The sequence below is a fragment of the Vibrio sp. 10N.286.46.A8 genome, assembly GCF_041470165.1.
In the GTDB taxonomy this organism is placed as follows: Bacteria; Pseudomonadota; Gammaproteobacteria; order Enterobacterales; family Vibrionaceae; genus Vibrio; species Vibrio tasmaniensis_A.
Genome location: NZ_JBFRLX010000093.1, coordinates 17695 through 34995, shown reverse-complemented (window position 1 = coordinate 34995; position 17301 = coordinate 17695). Strand labels below are relative to the sequence as shown.

Here is a 17301-nt window from a genome sequence, read left to right as displayed (position 1 = left end):
AGGATAGAGATATGAGTATATTGCCGTTAACACCTCCGCAGAGAGGGTTTGTATCAGCAGAACTAGAACCGCGTACTGTAGAGTTGCAACAACGTTTGCGTGCGCAAAACATCGATGCTGCGTTTTTCACGACCGAGCCTGAATTCCGCTATTTCAGCGGTTTTAAATCGCAGTTTTGGGAAAGCCCAACTCGACCTTGGTTTTTGGTGGTGCCAGCGGTTGGTAAGCCGATCGCTGTTGTACCAGAGATCGGTGTGGCTGGTTTTGACGATACATGGATTGAAGATGTGCGCAGTTGGCCGTCACCAAGACCAGAAGACGATGGCGTCTCTTTATTAGTATCTACATTATCTGAGGTCTCCAAGGGTTCTCGCAGAATCGGTTCGATGATTGGGCCGGAAACACATCTGCGCATGCCTGCCACTAACTATGCGTTGTTACAGCAGAAGCTGAGCCAACACAGTGTGGTTGATGTGTCGCTGATGGTTCGCGATTTGCGTAGTGTTAAATCTCAAGCGGAGATCGATAAAGTACGCTTCGCTTGCCAAGTCACGGCTGCGGGCTTTGAGTATCTTCGTCATCATCTCGCGATAGGGATGACAGAGCGACAGGCGTGCAAAGCCATGCATTTGGAGATGTTGCGTTTGGGTGCCGATGCGTGTCCTTATCTGATTTCGGCATCCGGCCAAGGTGGCTATGACAATATCATCATGGGGCCAACGGATCGTGTGCTCTCTGAAGGAGATGTACTGATCATCGACACGGGGGCTAACTTTGATGGCTACTTCAGCGACTTTGACCGCAATTATGCGTTTGGGCATGCGCAGCCAGATACCATAGCGGCTTATGACGCCGTTTATCAATCGACAGAAGCTGGGCTCGCGATTGCAGAGCCGGGCCGAACAACCGGAGACGTGTGGCAAGCCATGTGGTCGGTGCTCGAAAAGAACGGTGCACTCGGCAACGATGTGGGTCGCATGGGGCATGGTCTGGGTATGCAGCTGACTGAGTGGCCATCACATGTCCCTAACGGTGATGTGATCTTAAAACCCGGTATGGTGTTAACGCTTGAGCCGGGTATGGCATTTGCGAAGAACCGCATGATGGTGCACGAGGAAAACATCGTTATCACAGAGTCTGGCTGCGAGATGCTTCATCAAAGAGCATGGCAATCTATGCCGATTATTGGCTAGTCAATCATTGAACCTAGTTTCTAGATCTAGTCCTAGCTTTATTATCTGGCTCTGAAATTGAGCCGTCACCAAGTAGAGCATCCATTCGTTACAAGATGCTCTGCTTTTCATTCTATGTTCCCCATTCTGCTACTCCGATTATTACGTTTAAGTTTTCTCAAATGACGTTTGACTCTTCTTATGCGATTCTCTTCCTTTGTTTAAATCTTGTGCTTATTGACTAAAAACTTTTGACCCGTAACCATCACACCTCAAATCTTTAATGATTTCATTTAGCGGTCTAAATGATATTTAACTGATTGTTTTAAAATAATTTATTGTACTTTGAATGCTGTATTGTTACGAGTTTGTTTTAAATAATCATTTGAACCCTAATCAAATTTCTGTCATTTTATACTTAACTGAACGTTCAATATAAAATAGAAGGACTAAGAAATGCCCAAGGTTGGGATGCCTGACATACGTAAACCACAGCTTGTCCAAGCCACCATGACGGTGATTGATAGAGTAGGTTTACATGCCGCGAGTATTGCGTTGATCAGCAAAGAAGCGGGAGTCTCCACTGGCATTATTAATCACTATTTTGGTGGAAAACATGGGCTGCTCGAAGAGACCATGCGAGAAATACTGCGTCAACTTTCGAATACCGTAACAACAGAATTAAAAGCGCTCCCTGCTGATGCTCACCAGCAAAGGATCAACGCTATCATCAACGGTAATTTCGAAGGCTATCAAGCGGAAAATAAAGTGTCGAAAACATGGCTCGCATTCTGGTCTTATTCGATGCATGACGCTCAACTCAAGCGTCTTCAGCGCGTGAATGAAAAGCGTTTGATTTCTCACTTACTTATTGAATTAAAATCAATTTTTCAACCTGATCAAGCGGAATTGATCGCACACGGCATCGCATCATTAATTGATGGCATCTGGCTGAGAGGGACGCTCAATCCTGAAGGCATTAACGCTGATAAAGCTCGTGCAATCATCAATGACTACTTAGACAAGCAGCTTACGTTTTACTCGTGTCAGCGCGATTAATGATTCATCAAAAATTCTAGTGAGTGAGCTCAAAAGGCTCGCTCTCAACAACGATATGCATTCACAAATACATAGACCGATAGAGTCTAACAACAATAATTAAGTCAGAAGATCAAATGGAAATGAACTCGTTATACATCGATGGTAAAGCGGTTGACGCTACCTCAGGCGAAACTTTCGTCAGCATCAACCCTGCAAACGGCGAACCTATCGCAACGCTTGGCCAAGCTTCTTCAGCTGACGTTGAAAATGCGATTGAATCGGCGAAGCGCGGGTTTGCGGTATGGTCAGCAATGACAGCCGTAGAACGCAGCCGCATTCTTTTAAAGGCGGTAGAGATACTTAGAGCTCGAAATAATGACCTTGCGAACCTTGAGGTTGTCGATACGGGCAAGCCGTTACAAGAAGCGATCGAAGTCGATGTGGCTTCTGGCGCCGACGTTATTGAGTATTTCGCAGGGCTAGCACCTACGCTGCAAGGCGATCAACAACCTCTTAGTGAATCTCAATTTTTCTACACTCGCCGCGAACCACTAGGTATCTGTGCGGGTATTGGCGCGTGGAACTACCCTATCCAAATCGCAATGTGGAAATCGGCTCCGGCATTGGCCGCTGGTAACGCGATGATTTTCAAGCCTTCAGAAGAAACGCCGCTAACGGCACTTAAGCTTGCTGAAATCTTCACAGAAGCTGGCCTTCCTGATGGCGTGTTTAACGTAGTTCAGGGCGATTACCGTGTCGGCCAAATGCTCACGGCTCACCCCGACATCGCTAAAGTGTCTTTCACAGGTGAAACTGGTACGGGTAAAGCGGTAATGTCAGACAGTGCTAAAACACTCAAGTCTGTAACGATGGAGCTCGGCGGTAAATCACCAATGATCATCTTTGATGATGCGAAATTGGACGATGCGGTGTCGGCTTCAATGGTCGCTAATTTCTACACCCAAGGCGAAGTGTGTACTAACGGTACTCGCGTTTACGTTCATGAAAGTATCTATAATGATTTCATCGATCAACTTAAAACACGCACTGAAAAGCTCATCATTGGTAACCCGATGGATATGGAGACTCAGATCGGCGCGTTGATTTCTAAAGAACACCTTTCAAAAGTCCTTGAAGCAATTGAACTGGCTAAACAGTCTGGCGCTACATTGCTGACTGGCGGTTATCAAGTGACGGACAACGGCTTAGCAAACGGCAACTTTGTTATTCCTACGGTATTCACAGATTGCCATGACGACATGCCTCACGTTCAACAAGAGATCTTCGGCCCTGTAATGTCAGTGTTGAAGTTTACGGACGAAGACGATGTGATTCGTCGTGCTAACGATACTCAATACGGCCTCGCTGCTGGCGTATTCACGCAAAACCTTTCTCGCGCTCACCGGGTTATTCACCAAATGCAGGCGGGCATTTGTTGGGTTAATACGTGGGGTGACTCACCAGCAGAAATGCCTGTTGGTGGCTACAAACTTTCAGGGGTTGGCCGCGAAAACGGGCCAGAGACTCTACTCCACTATACGCAGACTAAGAGCATTCTTATTGAACTTGGCGACTACGCCAGCCCTTATGCCTAACACGTAACACTCAATTTTATGGGTTAGCTTAACAGAGCTAGCCCTACTGACTCATCTCAGGGAAATCAAAACATGGAACAACGCTACGATTATATTATCGTCGGCGCGGGTTCGGCCGGCTGTGTGTTAGCGGATAGGCTAACGGAAAGCGGTGAACATAGCGTTTTATTATTGGAAGCGGGTGGTACGGATAAGAGTATTTTTATCCAAATGCCGACTGCGCTTTCTTACCCGATGAATACTGAAAAGTACGCTTGGCAATTTGAGACCCAGCAAGAACCGGGCCTTGATGGACGTGAACTGCATTGTCCACGTGGCAAGGTGTTAGGTGGCAGCTCATCGATCAACGGCATGGTTTACGTTCGTGGCCACGCTTGTGACTTTGACCAATGGGAAGAAGAAGGCGCTGCTGGTTGGAATTACCAAGCTTGCTTGCCTTACTTCCGCCGTGCTGAATCATGGAATAAAGGTGGTGACGAATATCGTGGCGACAATGGCCCAGTCGGCACTTGTAACGGTAACGATATGGAGCTCAACCCACTTTACCAAGCATTCATTGATGCAGGTAAAGATGCCGGTTACCCAGAAACTCAAGACTACAACGGCTACCAGCAGGAAGGCTTCGGCACCATGCACATGACGGTAGATAAGGGTGTTAGAGCCTCAACCTCTAATGCTTATCTACGTCGTGCATTGAAGCGTTCAAACCTTACCTTGAAAAAAGGCATCGTGGCACGTCGTTTCTTACTTGAAGCACAAAACTCAACAGGCCAATCAGGCTTGAAAGCCGTTGGTGTCGAGTTTGAAAAGTCAGGTAATACCCAAGTGGCTGTGGCGAACAAAGAAGTGATCTCTTCTGCGGGCTCTATCGGTTCTGTTCAACTGCTTCAGCTTTCTGGTATCGGCCCGAAAGCCGTGCTTGAAAAGGCCGGTGTTGAGCTTAAACACGAACTCAGTGGCGTCGGTGAAAATCTTCAAGATCACCTAGAAGTGTACTTCCAATATCACTGTAACGAACCTATCACGCTCAACAGCAAGTTGGGCTTAGTCAGCAAAGGCATGATTGGCGCGGAATGGATTCTGACTCGCAAAGGTTTGGGTGCTACTAACCACTTTGAATCGTGTGCGTTTATTCGCTCTCGCAAAGGATTGAAGTGGCCAAACATTCAATACCACTTCCTGCCAGCAGCGATGCGTTACGACGGACAAGCGGCCTTTGATAGTCACGGTTTCCAAGTTCATGTTGGGCCTAATAAGCCAGAAAGTCGTGGTACGGTAGCGATCACTTCTGCTGACCCACATGCCAAGCCAGAGATCATTTTCAACTACATCTCGACCGAACAAGATCGCCAAGATTGGCGCGATTGTATTCGTCTGACGCGTGAGATTTTGTCGCAACCTGCGATGGATGTTTACCGTGGTGAAGAGATTCAGCCGGGTCTAAGCATTACCTCCGATGAAGCAATTGACGAATGGGTTAAGCAGAACGTTGAAAGTGCTTATCACCCTTCTTGTGGCTGCAAAATGGGCGCTGATGATGACCCAATGGCGGTACTTGATGAAGAGTGTCGTGTTCGCGGCATTGATAGTCTGCGTGTTGTCGACTCGTCTGTTTTCCCTGTTATTCCAAACGGCAACCTTAACGCACCCACTATTATGGTGGCTGAGCGCGCCTCGGATCTGATTCTGGGCAAGCCCGTTCTAAAAGAGCAAAACGTTCCGGTATGGATAGCCCCAGAATGGGAAGAGACACAAAGAATCAATAAGCCAGTACGAGAAGCGTAAGTCTCTGTTATTGGACAAAAAATAGGAAAAGCAGCAAAGAATAAAAACAACAAGTAACAAGCAAAAAATAACAAAACTAATTAGTCAAAAGTCAGAAGAACTGCTCTCTATCAGTGTTGATATCGAGCAGCAAAAGGAAAGATAAAAAGGAACCATTATGACGACTCTAAATATTCAGAAAGTGACAACAAAAACGTTAACAGCACTAGCCATCAGTTCATTTGCATTTGGTGCTAACGCTTCTATCGAACCACAACAATGTGAAAACGTACGCTTCGCTGATGTTGGTTGGACAGACATTACTGCGACAACGGCTGTTACTTCTGAGCTACTGAAAGGCCTAGGCTACAAAACCAAAACTGACCTACTTTCAGTACCGGTTACTTACTCTTCAATGGCGAACGGCGATATTGACGTATTCCTAGGTAACTGGATGCCAACAATGGAAGGCGATATCGCGAAGTACCGCGAAGCAGGAACGGTTGACACTGTGCGTGCCAACCTTGAAGGCGCAAAATACACGCTTGCTGTTCCTAAATACGTCTATGACGCAGGCGTAAAAACCTTCGCTGACCTTGCAAAAAATGCCGACAAATTTAAAGACCGCATCTACGGTATTGAGCCGGGCAACGATGGCAACCGTCTAATCCAGTCAATGATCGACTCAGACGCTTTTGGCTTGAAAGATTTCAGCTTAGTTGAATCAAGTGAAGCGGGCATGGTATCGCAAGTATCTCGCGCTGCTCGTCGTAGCCAGTGGATTGTTTACCTTGGTTGGGCTCCGCACCCAATGAACAGCAATGTTGAGATGGAATACCTATCAGGTGGTGACGACTTCTTCGGCCCTAACTACGGCGGCGCGAATGTTTACACCAACGTTCGTTCAAACTACCTGTCTGAGTGTGCAAACGTCGGTCAACTTCTACAAAACCTAGAATTCACTCTTGAGATGGAAAACCAGTTGATGGAAGAGATTCTTAACCAAAAAGTGAAGCCAGAAAAAGCAGCTCAACAATGGTTGAACAAGAACCCTCAACAAGTTGAAGCTTGGTTAGACAACGTAAAAACGCATAAAGGTGAATCAGCGACTCAAGCCGTTACTGAATACCTAAAGCAAGTTAAAGCTTAGTTCTACCTATCTCAACAGCTACATAAATAATAAAGGTGGGCTTGCCAATTTATCGATTGGTTTGAAGTAGCCCACCCATAATAAAAGGCAATATTGTGAATTTTATTACGGAAAACAAAATCCCTGTTGGTCAATGGATGGAAGCGGGTGTTGATTGGCTAACAATCAATGCAGCAGGATTCTTTGACGCTATTTCGATTTTTCTAGAAACCGTCATTATGTTTTTAGTCGATGTATTTAAGTGGATGCCACCGGCTTTACCAATCGTGATGACTGCGGCGATTGCATGGTATTTACACCGTAAACCCTCGCTTGTGATTTTCGTGGTTGCAGCTTTGCTGACTATTTTAAACCTTGGCTACTGGCAAGAAATGCTGGAAACCTTTGTCCTCGTGTTTGCAGCGACAACGATTTCCGTATTAATTGGCGTTCCAGTTGGCATTATGGCCGCGCATCGCCCTTGGTTGTATACGGTGCTTAGACCCATTCTTGATTTAATGCAGACGGTTCCGACGTTTGTGTATCTGATTCCGACTTTGGTTTTATTCGGCTTGGGCATCGTTCCTGGCTTAATCTCGACCATTATCTTCGCCATTGCCGCGCCAATTCGTTTGACCTATTTAGGCGTCACCAAAGTGCCTGAAGAGTTGATTGAAGCGGGTAAAGCGTTTGGTGCAAGCCGCATGAAATTGCTGATGAAAGTGGAATTACCGGCTGCCTTACCAAGCATTATGGCGGGTGTAACTCAATGTATTATGTTGTCGCTTTCGATGGTGGTTATCGCTGCTCTTGTCGGTGCTGACGGGCTTGGTAAACCTGTTGTTCGCGCATTGAACACAGTGAACATCTCACAAGGTTTTGAAGCCGGGCTGGCGATTGTGTTAGTCGCTATCATTCTTGATCGCTTGTGCAAAACACCAAACCAGAAGGAAGCTTAATCATGTCTAACTCTCAGGAAAAAAAGACAATGGACGCGATTACCATTAAGAACCTCGATGTTGTGTTTGGTGATAAGCCGAAGCAAGCGCTTGAGCTGCTCGATCAAGGTAAAACTCGCCAAGAGATCATTGATGAAACTGGCCAAGTCGTTGGCGTAGATAATGTGTCGCTGACCGTTGAAGAAGGCGAGATTTGTGTGCTGATGGGTTTGTCTGGTTCTGGTAAATCATCTTTGCTTCGCGCAGTTAATGGCTTGAATGAGATCAGCCGTGGCTCATTGGCGATCAAAGATGGAGACAAGCTGGTTGATTTAGGTGAACAGTGCGACGAAGCGACTCTGCGCCACCTTCGTACTCACCGCGTTTCTATGGTGTTCCAAAAGTTTGCCCTAATGCCTTGGTTAAACGTGTTAGATAACGTGGCGTTTGGTCTTGAAATGCAAGGTGTAGCTAAAGATGTTCGTCGTGCTAAAGCGCGTGAACAACTTGAAATGGTGGGTTTGGCAGAGTGGGAAACCAAGTATCCGCATGAACTATCGGGCGGTATGCAGCAACGTGTTGGCCTAGCGCGTGCCTTTGCGATGGATACCGACATTCTTCTTATGGATGAACCGTTTTCAGCGCTTGATCCGCTGATTCGTGCACAGTTGCAAGATGAGCTAATTCTATTGCAAAACAAGCTTAACAAAACGATTCTGTTCGTGAGTCATGATTTAGACGAAGCGCTGAAGATTGGTAATAACATTGCGATCATGGAGTCAGGTAAATTGATTCAACATGGTAAGCCTGAAGAGATCGTACTCACACCAAAAACGGAATATGTGAAAGATTTTGTCGCACACACTAACCCGTTGAACGTATTGAAAGGTCGTTCGTTGATGCAGCCACTGGATTCTTTGAAACAAGAAGATGAAAGTTGGAAGATCTGTGACTCTAAAGACTTATGGATTGAGCAGAGTGAAGGTACTTTGTCTGTAAAAGGTGAATCGACTTTAGCGCTTGTTGAGTGGAACGAATCCGACGATTTAACGGCAATCAGCGCGTCGAGTGTTGTAGTGGCAAGTCCAGAGATTGGCATGCGCGATGCGATTAAACTGAAACAGCTAAGTAATCACCCGATTTTGCTAGTGGAAGACAATAAACTGGTCGGTATTTTGGATAACAGTGAATTTTATAATGCGCTTACTGGTAACTTTCAGATGAATACCGCTGCGTAAAATTTCGTTTTTCAGCTTAGCTATTGAGGCTGGTTTTTTATTGGGTGGAGAGGGTTAAATCTCTCTACCTCTATGATTATTAAAATATATTATTCTTTGAGTTTATATTCTCTGACTCATTATTTTTGTCTTCATTGAAGCTTTGATTCCCCCTTCATTAAGCAAAACTGCCGTACCACGCAAGTTTAGTGGTATAGAAAAGATTGAGAATAGTATTAACATCAGTACAATGCGGAAAAATCAATGAAGTAAATTATCAATTTACAGTGTAATTCGAGCGATCCTAAGCTGTTCCGTTTGGAAAATCTCATCGCCGCGACACTGTAAAGTCACTCACAGTATATTAGTACAAAGGTCTGCATCTTGGATAAACATGACGAAATCTTGGTCGCTATTCGCCAAATTATTCGCGCTATCGATTTACACTCGAAAAAGCTGAGTAAAGAGTATGGTTTGACGGGCCCTCAATTGATTTTAATGCGCGCAATCCAAGAGATGGGTAATGTGACGATCAAAGAATTGTCTAATCAAACTAATGTGAGTCAAGCGACGACAACGACGATCATCGATCGCTTGGAATTGAACGGCTACGTACAACGTGTTCGCAGCTCGTCAGATCGCCGCAAAGTACACGCAAATCTGACTGAAAAAGGTCAAGAGCTACTTAACAATGCGCCACCACCGCTACAAGATAACTTTGTTAAAAAATTCCAAAATTTAGAAGCATGGGAGCAAAGCCTACTGCTTTCTTCGATGCAACGTGTGTCTGCAATGATGAACGCCGAAGACATCGACGCAGCCCCAGTTCTACAGCTTGAAGGCATTGCAAACGTAGTCAAGAGCTAACGTAGTTTTAAATTGTCTAGCTAAGAAAAAGTTTAAAGAGTTATAAAATGGTCGCATCAAGCGGCCATTTTTTGATCTTGGCCTCCCAATTTTTCTGACTTTACTAATAAAAATCATCTTTTAGTTTTAGCCTATCGATATAAGCTAAGGTTTTCGAAAGACTAAGTATCAAGCGAAGGTATCTATATAGGCTATGGCATCAAGTTTATGCTGACATATGATGATCTTCTCGTTGTGTCTAATCTCCCCCCACTTCTAAGCGACTAAACTTTTTTCAAGATAAGCGCATGCCATAAAACGAAAACAACAACCTTAAATGGCTCGTTTGGCGCCTTAAAATGGCCAAATTAGGGTATTTTAAGTTGCTGTTTTTGTTGGTTTTTAATTTGATGTTTTCTTAAGATCACAATGGTAGTCTTAGCTTGATTTCTTTAGGGGGCTAAATGGACACCAATAACAGCACTTATCATCAGCACAGTTTTGCTCAGCAAGATCTATCAGAGCTTACATTTACGGCCTGTACGTTTATCCGTTGTGATTTCAGACGTTCGAACTTACGTGATGCAACGTTTATTAACTGTAAGTTTATTGAACAAGGCGATATTGAGGGATGCCACTTTGATATTGCCGATTTACGAGACGCAAGTTTCCAGAATTGCCAGTTGGCGATGGCGAACTTTAGTAATGCGAATTGCTATGGGATTGAGCTGCGTGAATGCGATTTAAAAGGAGCGAATTTTACTCGTGCTAACTTTGCCAATCAAGTAAGTAATAGGATGTACTTTTGCTCTGCGTATATTACGGGCTGTAACCTGTCATACGCCAACTTGGAGCAGGCCTGCTTGGAAAAGTGTGAGTTGTTTGAAAACCGCTGGATAGGGACTTACCTTGGCGGTGCGTCACTGAAAGAGTCTGATCTCAGCCGAGGCGTGTTCTCCGAAGATGTATGGGGGCAATTCAGTATGCAGGGGGCTAACTTGTGTCATGCGGAATTAGAAGGGTTAGACCCTCGCAAAGTGGATACGACAGGGATTAAAATTGTCGCTTGGCAACAAGAGCAGTTGCTTGAAACCATGGGTATTGTTGTGATGCCTGATTGATTTTCCAATTCTGCATATCACGCTGTAAAACTCGGTTGTCGTATCACTCGGTCGTAATTAACCACAGTAGTTAGAAGAAAAGCCCAAAGTTAATAACTTTGGGCTTTTCCGTATTTGGAGTCCGTAACCTGAAATTTATCAAAGCGACTCCTCAAACTGAGAGCGAAGTAATCTTGTGAGTCTTTCGGTTTGATATACTCAGTGTTTATTCGATTAAGATGATGGAGATGATATGTCGAAAACCGCGAAGATCATTAATGAAGATAAATTGCTCAAGAAAGCTCTGGAAGTCGGTTCTAAAATGGCAAAGTTACAAGGCTTTGATTTGCCACTCTCATCTCAACCTATAAAAGTTAAGGCTGTGTACTTGTTTCTTGTTGGAGTTAATCAGATCACGCCTTTACCTGAAAGTAAGCTTGATGGCGCGAATATTAAGAAGCGTTTAGCATTATGGATACACAAGGCTCTGCCTGATAATGATCCCCTGAAGTAATTCGCGATTAACTCAAGTGATTCGAATTTGTTTCTTTTGATTTATAGCCAATTTATGTTTACTTGAAAAACCTAGCTATCTCACGCTAGGTTTTTTGTTTTAGGTATCTGCGTTTCAATATTAGAGCCTAAGCCATCTCTTTTTAGAGCGTCACTGTTTACCTTATTCAGTATTGGAGTCGTCGATATTTTTGCTGATTCCTATCCTTCCTATTCAGGCACTTGAACGCTGTATTTTATGAATTGCACTAACGATTTCCTTTCGTCTATTCCCTTCAAGACACTCAATTTTATACCGACCTAATAAATACATTAGAACTCAAAGTATTGTTTAATACATGCAATACTTGCATAAGTGTGATATGCGTCGCTAAAATTTGATTTTTAGCGCTAATGTGTTGATCTTTGTGTATGGGAAATGCTCATAATTAAAAGGAATTTAATTAGAGTTCAAAGGAAATGTCTCGGTATGATTACGTCAGCGCCTTGGATATTGTATCCAGAGGTTGTAGAAAAGATGATTGAAAAATGGAATTTCCGTGAGCCAGAAGTTTCGGATGGCAACAACATTTATCAATTAATTTCAGAGTGCCCCCCATTAGATACTAACTCTTCATATTGCAATTTCTTGCAGTCTACTCACTTTAGTAAAACTTGTATTTTAGTGGAGCATGAAGGTGACCTTGCTGGCTTTATTTCTAGTTACCAAAAACCCAGTGAGCCCAATGTTCTCTTTATTTGGCAAGTGGCGGTGGCGCCTAAGTTTAGAGGCAATGCTTTAGCCTACAAGATGCTGAACACCTTACTTAAACGAGAGGGCCTAAAGAGCATTGAAGCGATAGAAACGACTATCACTGAATCAAACCAAGCGTCTTGGGCATTGTTCAAAAAGCTGGACGAAAAAAACGGTAACACCGGGAAAGTGACTACTTTCTTAGATGAAAATCTTCACTTTAACGGGCAGCACGATACCGAATACCTCTATCGAATCCTCCTTAAATAATCAAACACTTATAGGAATTAAATAACGGCATTATCATGGATATTTTTAAAAAGCAGGAATCTAACGTACGTTCATACTCGAATAGTTTTCCAGTTACTTTTAGTAAATCAAAAGGTTGCTGGCTTGAAACGAAACAAGGTGATCGTTACATCGATTTTCTTGCTGGAGCAGGATCTCTCAATTACGGTCACAACAATCCAATACTTAAGCAAGCCTTGCTTGATTACATTGAAATGGATGGGATTACGCACGGTTTAGATATGCATTCAGAAGCCAAAGCTGAATTCTTAGAAGCGCTTACTCGCTTAATTCTAGAACCAAGAGATCTCAATTATAAAGTTCAATTTACAGGCCCAACAGGAACCAATGCCGTTGAAGCCGCGATTAAATTGGCTAAAAAAGTGAAAGGCCGAAGCAGCATTGTAGCGTTTACCAATGGTTTTCATGGTTGTACTGCAGGTGCACTGGCTGCTACGGGTAACCAACATCATAGACAAGGCGCGGGTTCAAACCTAAACAACGTTACGCGTTTGCCATTTGAGGGTTACGCTGGCATTGATGGATTAAAATTGTTCGAAACGATGTTAGCTGATAATTCTGCCGGTATGGATAAGCCAGCAGCCGTCTTATTGGAAACGGTTCAAGGTGAAGGTGGATTGAATGTCGCTTCAAATGAGTGGCTACAGCGTTTGAATAAAATTTGTAAAGCTCACGATATCTTAGTCATTGTCGATGATATCCAAGCGGGTTGTGGTCGAACGGGTACGTTCTTTAGCTTTGAACCATCAGGTATCAAGCCAGATATAGTCACGCTGTCTAAGTCGATAAGTGGTTATGGCTTACCGATGGCCGTCGTTTTATTAAAGCCTGAATTAGACAAATGGCAGCCGGGAGAACACAACGGCACCTTCCGTGGTAATAACCATGCGTTCGTTACCGCTACGAAAGCGTTAGAAATGTATTGGTCAAATGATGATTTTGAAAATCATATTCAACGTAGCTCAAGCATGGTCGATGATGTCATTCAACGCAATATCAAGCGTTTCCCAGAGCTATTCGTTCAACGCAAGGGACGTGGAATGATGATTGGCATTGAATGTAAAGATGGAAACACGGCTGACGAAATTGCCAAAACGTGTTTTGAAAACGGTATGGTCATTGAAACAGCTGGCCCTAACGATGAAATAGTTAAGTTCTTTTGCCCACTGACGATATCTGAATCGGAACTGATGCAAGGTTTAACCATCTTCGAAGATTCAGTAGAAATTGTAGCAACTAAGTATTTCAAAAAAGTATCGTAATAGGGACAGCAAAATGATTGTTAGAACACTTGATGAATGTCGCAATAGCGAAAGACGTATTGTTTCGGATAATTGGGAAAGTACTCGCATGTTGTTGAAAGATGACAACATGGGTTTTTCATTTCATATCACGACAATTTATGAAGCGACGGAAACACATATTCATTATCAAAACCATTTAGAATCAGTATATTGCATGAGTGGTGAAGGCGAAATTGAAGTGGTTGGTGGTGAGACTTATCCCATCAAACCTGGGACGCTTTATATCCTTGATAAGCACGATGAACACTATTTACGTGCGTATAAAAACAAAGAAATGGTTATGGCGTGTGTATTCAATCCGCCAATTACTGGCGCTGAAGTTCACGATGAAAACGGCGTTTATCCTCTGGTTGATTAACCGACTTTGTCTGGGGTGAAATCTCACCCCAATTTCCATTTATCTAGTCTTTATTGCTTCTCTATAACTAAGGTCTTTTATGACATTTACCGTAGAAAAAATCGGCGGTACATCCATGACAGCATTTGATGCTGTGCTCGACAATATTATTCTCCGCCCGAAAAATCCGTACAATCGAATTTTTGTTGTGTCTGCTTATAGCGGGATGACAGATGCACTTTTGGAGTGCAAAAAAACAGGCAAGCCAGGTGTTTATCAATTGATCGCAATGCGTGATGATTCTTGGGAAGAAGCGTTATCTTACATTGAAAGCCGTATGTTGTTGATCAATGAGCATATTTTTGCAGATCCGATGAATCGTGCACGTGCTGATAAGTTCATCCGTTCGCGTATTTCAGAAGCGAAGAACTGTATTACAAATATCCTTGAAACGTGTCAATACGGTCAGTTTTCATTGAGGCATTACTTGCCTCAGATCCGCGAGTTTCTTTCTTCAATTGGCGAGTCACATAGTGCGTATAATACGGCTCTTAAATTGAAAAATATTGGTATTAATTCAACCTTTGTTGACCTTTCGGGTTGGGATAACAAGACTCCTCAGAGTTTGGACGATACCATCAGAGACGCTTTTTCAGATATAAATGTGGCTGAAGAGCTACCTATAGTGACGGGTTATGCCTATTGCAAAGAAGGTTTGATGCATACTTATGACCGTGGTTACAGTGAGATGACGTTTAGCCGTGTCGCGACTATGACTAAGGCATCACTGGCTATTATTCATAAGGAGTATCACTTTAGTTCGGCCGATCCAAAAGTGGTTGGGGTTAGCTCAGTTAAACCAATTGGAGCGACTAATTATGATGTTGCCGATCAGTTAGCAAACCTTGGTATGGAAGCTATTCATTCTAATGCCGCAGCAGGGTTGCGCGAGAGTGGAATCGAACTACAAATAAAGAACACTTTTGAGCCAGAGCATGAAGGTACACTGATTTCTTCAGATTACCGCCCAGACACCAATCAGATAGAGATTATTGCCGGAAAACAGAAAGTATATGCGTTGCATGTATTTGATCAGGGGATGGTCGGTAAGGCTGATAACGTCAGTTATGAACTAATGGAAATTATCGCGGATGCGAGAGTTAATCTTATCGGAAAAGAGATGAATGCTAACTCTATTACGTATTATCTAGGCGGTAGTTCAGAAAGTTTAAATAAGGTGTTTTATAAGGCAGAGAAGCGATATCCGAAAGCATCTATTTCGGGACGTATGGTCGCTATCATTTCGGCGATCGGCTCTCAAATTGACACCAATAAAACGCTAGCGAATGGCGTATTGGCTTTGATGAGCAATAGTGTTACGCCTATTGCGTTACATTCGTCGATGAGAAACGTGAATGTACAATTTGTTGTGAGCGACGATAAGTATCAAGAGGCCATTTGTGCATTACATGAAGAGTTTTTTGAACAAAAGCAAAAGGTCACATCATCAGTGAATGCTGCTTAAATCTAGAGCGGTGAGCTTATCCCATCAACTAACTGAACGTTTGATCTGTAGGGTGAGGCTGCAAAAAATTCTGTGTAACGGCCATTTTTATGATGGCCTTTTTCGTACCTGCTCGATGGCATATTGTGATTTCACTCCTCATTTTGTAAAACAAGGTTATGAACTTTAAGGTGCGGCATTTAATGTCGGTGTTGTTGTTATTTCACACGAATAATTCAGGAGCAAGGTATGAGTTCTCATCAAATAAAAAATGTGGTGTTTGACGTCGGCAATGTGATTGTACGTTGGTCGCCGCTAGAAATTACTCGCCTGACTTTCGGGGAACTTGATGATCTGGAAACCCAAGCGCGTTCAATTTTCCAAAGTACGATTTGGTTGGATTTGAACAAAGGGTTCTTAACCGAAAATGAAGCCAAACTTCGCTACCAACAAGAGTTAGATTTATCTTCATTAGAGTGCGATCGCCTGTTCTATTACGTTAAGCAAACGCAAATATTGCTGTACGGTTCTGTTGACCTCATCAAGCAAGTAAAACGAGCAGGCTATGCCGTGTATGCGTTAACCGATAACGTGGTTGAGATTGTTGAGTACCTAAAAGCCACCTACGAGTTTTGGCCACTGTTTGATGGTGCAACGGTATCGGCAGAGTTGGGTATGCTCAAGCCTCAAGCTGAAATTTACCAAGCGCTGCTGTCTAATAATGGTCTTGAAGCTTCAGAAACTGTCTTCATTGATGATATGCCTTACAACGTTGAAGGGGCAAAGGCTGTAGGTATGGCCGGTATCCAGTTTAGTGATGCTGTGCAATGCGAGAACGCACTACGTGCTTTTGGCGTCGAATTGACGTGATCATGTAGCGAAGTGCTCAAATTATCTATATTTAGTCAGGTTTCTCTATGCAGATAGTCTAAGTAGAAAAGCTAAGTAGAAAATGACGGATAGAAAAGATTGATAAAAGCGAAAATGAATCGGTTAAAAAGAGGTGATGTTTCATATGAACATCGCCTCTTTTCTATTTGTTGTTCTAAGTGGCTTCATTCTACTGATACGTTTTATTCTTCTATTTAGCTTTATTGTTCGGTATTCAGATGTCGAATCAACTTCGCTGGTGTACCGCCGTATAAGCAGTCTGGTGGTACATCGCTGTTGACCACAGAGTTAGCTGCAATCACTGAACGAGCCCCAATAGTCACGCCTTGGTTGATCACTGAGTTACCGCCAACCCACACATCATCTTCGATTGTTATTGGTAAACAGAAGGTTTCCCATTTACGGCGGCTACGATAATCAAGGGAGTGTGATGGCGTATAGAATTGGGCACTTGGTCCAATTAAAACATTGTTACCGATCTTGATGTTTGCACCATCTAGCATTACTGCGTTCATATTAATGAAGGTGTCGTCGCCAATCTCTATGGTTTTGCCAAACTCACAATGAAAAGGGGGCTGGATTAAGCTGCTATTACCAACCTTACCAAATAGCTGCTCTTGCAATGTGTGTTGCTGGGCTGGATCTTGGTAGTTGTTGAAAGCCATTAGCGACTTTCTGGCATTGGCACGCATGGTATCAATTTCTTGATCTGCACCATCATACACTTGTCCAGATAGCATTTTTTCTAGTTCAGTTTTATTGTTTTTATTACTCATGCTTATCCACTTTACGAGAGTCTCGGTTTAATACTAATCGTAGTAAATAACTGGTCATCCTAGCTGGTTAAAACGCTCAATAACTGCGTTAGAAATTTTGATTGTAGAATAACTACTTATCGAAAATTTCTG

16 protein-coding genes are annotated in these 17301 nt (G+C 43.3%); 15 read left to right on the top strand and 1 reads right to left on the bottom strand.

Annotated elements, in window-relative coordinates:
- The first annotated feature begins 11 nt into the window (after positions 1-11).
- From AB4232_RS10755 to AB4232_RS10685, 15 genes are all read left to right on the top strand, one after another.
- On the top strand, positions 12-1193 hold the full coding sequence (locus tag AB4232_RS10755) for a M24 family metallopeptidase (RefSeq protein WP_372087094.1): 1182 nt from the start codon (positions 12-14) through the stop codon (positions 1191-1193).
- 435 nt (positions 1194-1628) lie between these two features.
- A complete protein-coding gene (gene betI, locus AB4232_RS10750) occupies positions 1629-2231 on the top strand; it encodes a transcriptional regulator BetI (RefSeq protein WP_012600068.1) in 603 nt (200 codons plus the stop codon).
- Between the two features lie 116 nt (positions 2232-2347).
- Positions 2348-3808 (top strand): betaine-aldehyde dehydrogenase, encoded by a 1461-nt coding sequence (gene betB, locus AB4232_RS10745; protein ID WP_372087093.1) that lies wholly within the window; start codon positions 2348-2350, stop codon positions 3806-3808.
- A 72-nt stretch (positions 3809-3880) separates the two neighbouring features.
- On the top strand, positions 3881-5593 hold the full coding sequence (gene betA / locus AB4232_RS10740; protein WP_372087092.1) for a choline dehydrogenase: 1713 nt from the start codon (positions 3881-3883) through the stop codon (positions 5591-5593).
- A gap of 157 nt (positions 5594-5750) precedes the next feature.
- The gene (locus AB4232_RS10735) at positions 5751-6722 is read left to right on the top strand and encodes a choline ABC transporter substrate-binding protein (RefSeq protein WP_372087091.1); all 972 of its coding nucleotides are present in this window, start codon (positions 5751-5753) and stop codon (positions 6720-6722) included.
- Positions 6723-6817: 95 nt separating this feature from the next.
- Positions 6818-7660: a choline ABC transporter permease subunit gene (gene choW, locus AB4232_RS10730; protein ID WP_009845976.1), complete on the top strand. Its 843-nt coding sequence runs from the start codon at positions 6818-6820 to the stop codon at positions 7658-7660.
- 2 nt (positions 7661-7662) lie between these two features.
- Entirely contained in the window at positions 7663-8877 is a 1215-nt protein-coding gene (gene choV / locus AB4232_RS10725) for a choline ABC transporter ATP-binding protein (protein WP_009845975.1), read from the top strand.
- A gap of 363 nt (positions 8878-9240) precedes the next feature.
- Entirely contained in the window at positions 9241-9723 is a 483-nt protein-coding gene (locus tag AB4232_RS10720; protein WP_009845974.1) for a MarR family winged helix-turn-helix transcriptional regulator, read from the top strand.
- A 443-nt stretch (positions 9724-10166) separates the two neighbouring features.
- On the top strand, positions 10167-10823 hold the full coding sequence (locus tag AB4232_RS10715; RefSeq protein ID WP_012600074.1) for a Qnr family pentapeptide repeat protein: 657 nt from the start codon (positions 10167-10169) through the stop codon (positions 10821-10823).
- 232 nt (positions 10824-11055) lie between these two features.
- The gene (locus tag AB4232_RS10710) at positions 11056-11316 is read left to right on the top strand and encodes a DUF5062 family protein (protein WP_372087090.1); all 261 of its coding nucleotides are present in this window, start codon (positions 11056-11058) and stop codon (positions 11314-11316) included.
- 468 nt (positions 11317-11784) lie between these two features.
- Entirely contained in the window at positions 11785-12318 is a 534-nt protein-coding gene (ectA, locus tag AB4232_RS10705) for a diaminobutyrate acetyltransferase (RefSeq protein ID WP_009845971.1), read from the top strand.
- Positions 12319-12353: 35 nt separating this feature from the next.
- Positions 12354-13619, top strand: coding sequence for a diaminobutyrate--2-oxoglutarate transaminase (ectB, locus tag AB4232_RS10700; RefSeq protein ID WP_372087089.1), 1266 nt, complete (start codon positions 12354-12356; stop codon positions 13617-13619).
- 13 nt (positions 13620-13632) lie between these two features.
- Positions 13633-14019 (top strand): ectoine synthase, encoded by a 387-nt coding sequence (locus tag AB4232_RS10695; RefSeq protein ID WP_009845969.1) that lies wholly within the window; start codon positions 13633-13635, stop codon positions 14017-14019.
- A gap of 79 nt (positions 14020-14098) precedes the next feature.
- On the top strand, positions 14099-15523 hold the full coding sequence (locus AB4232_RS10690; RefSeq protein WP_102582569.1) for an aspartate kinase: 1425 nt from the start codon (positions 14099-14101) through the stop codon (positions 15521-15523).
- 228 nt (positions 15524-15751) lie between these two features.
- A complete protein-coding gene (locus tag AB4232_RS10685; protein WP_372087088.1) occupies positions 15752-16372 on the top strand; it encodes an HAD family hydrolase in 621 nt (206 codons plus the stop codon).
- A gap of 221 nt (positions 16373-16593) precedes the next feature.
- On the opposite strand, the gene AB4232_RS10680 is transcribed toward AB4232_RS10685, so the two are convergent.
- Positions 16594-17169 (bottom strand): sugar O-acetyltransferase, encoded by a 576-nt coding sequence (locus tag AB4232_RS10680; protein ID WP_372087087.1) that lies wholly within the window; start codon positions 17167-17169, stop codon positions 16594-16596.
- Positions 17170-17301: the final 132 nt, after the last annotated feature.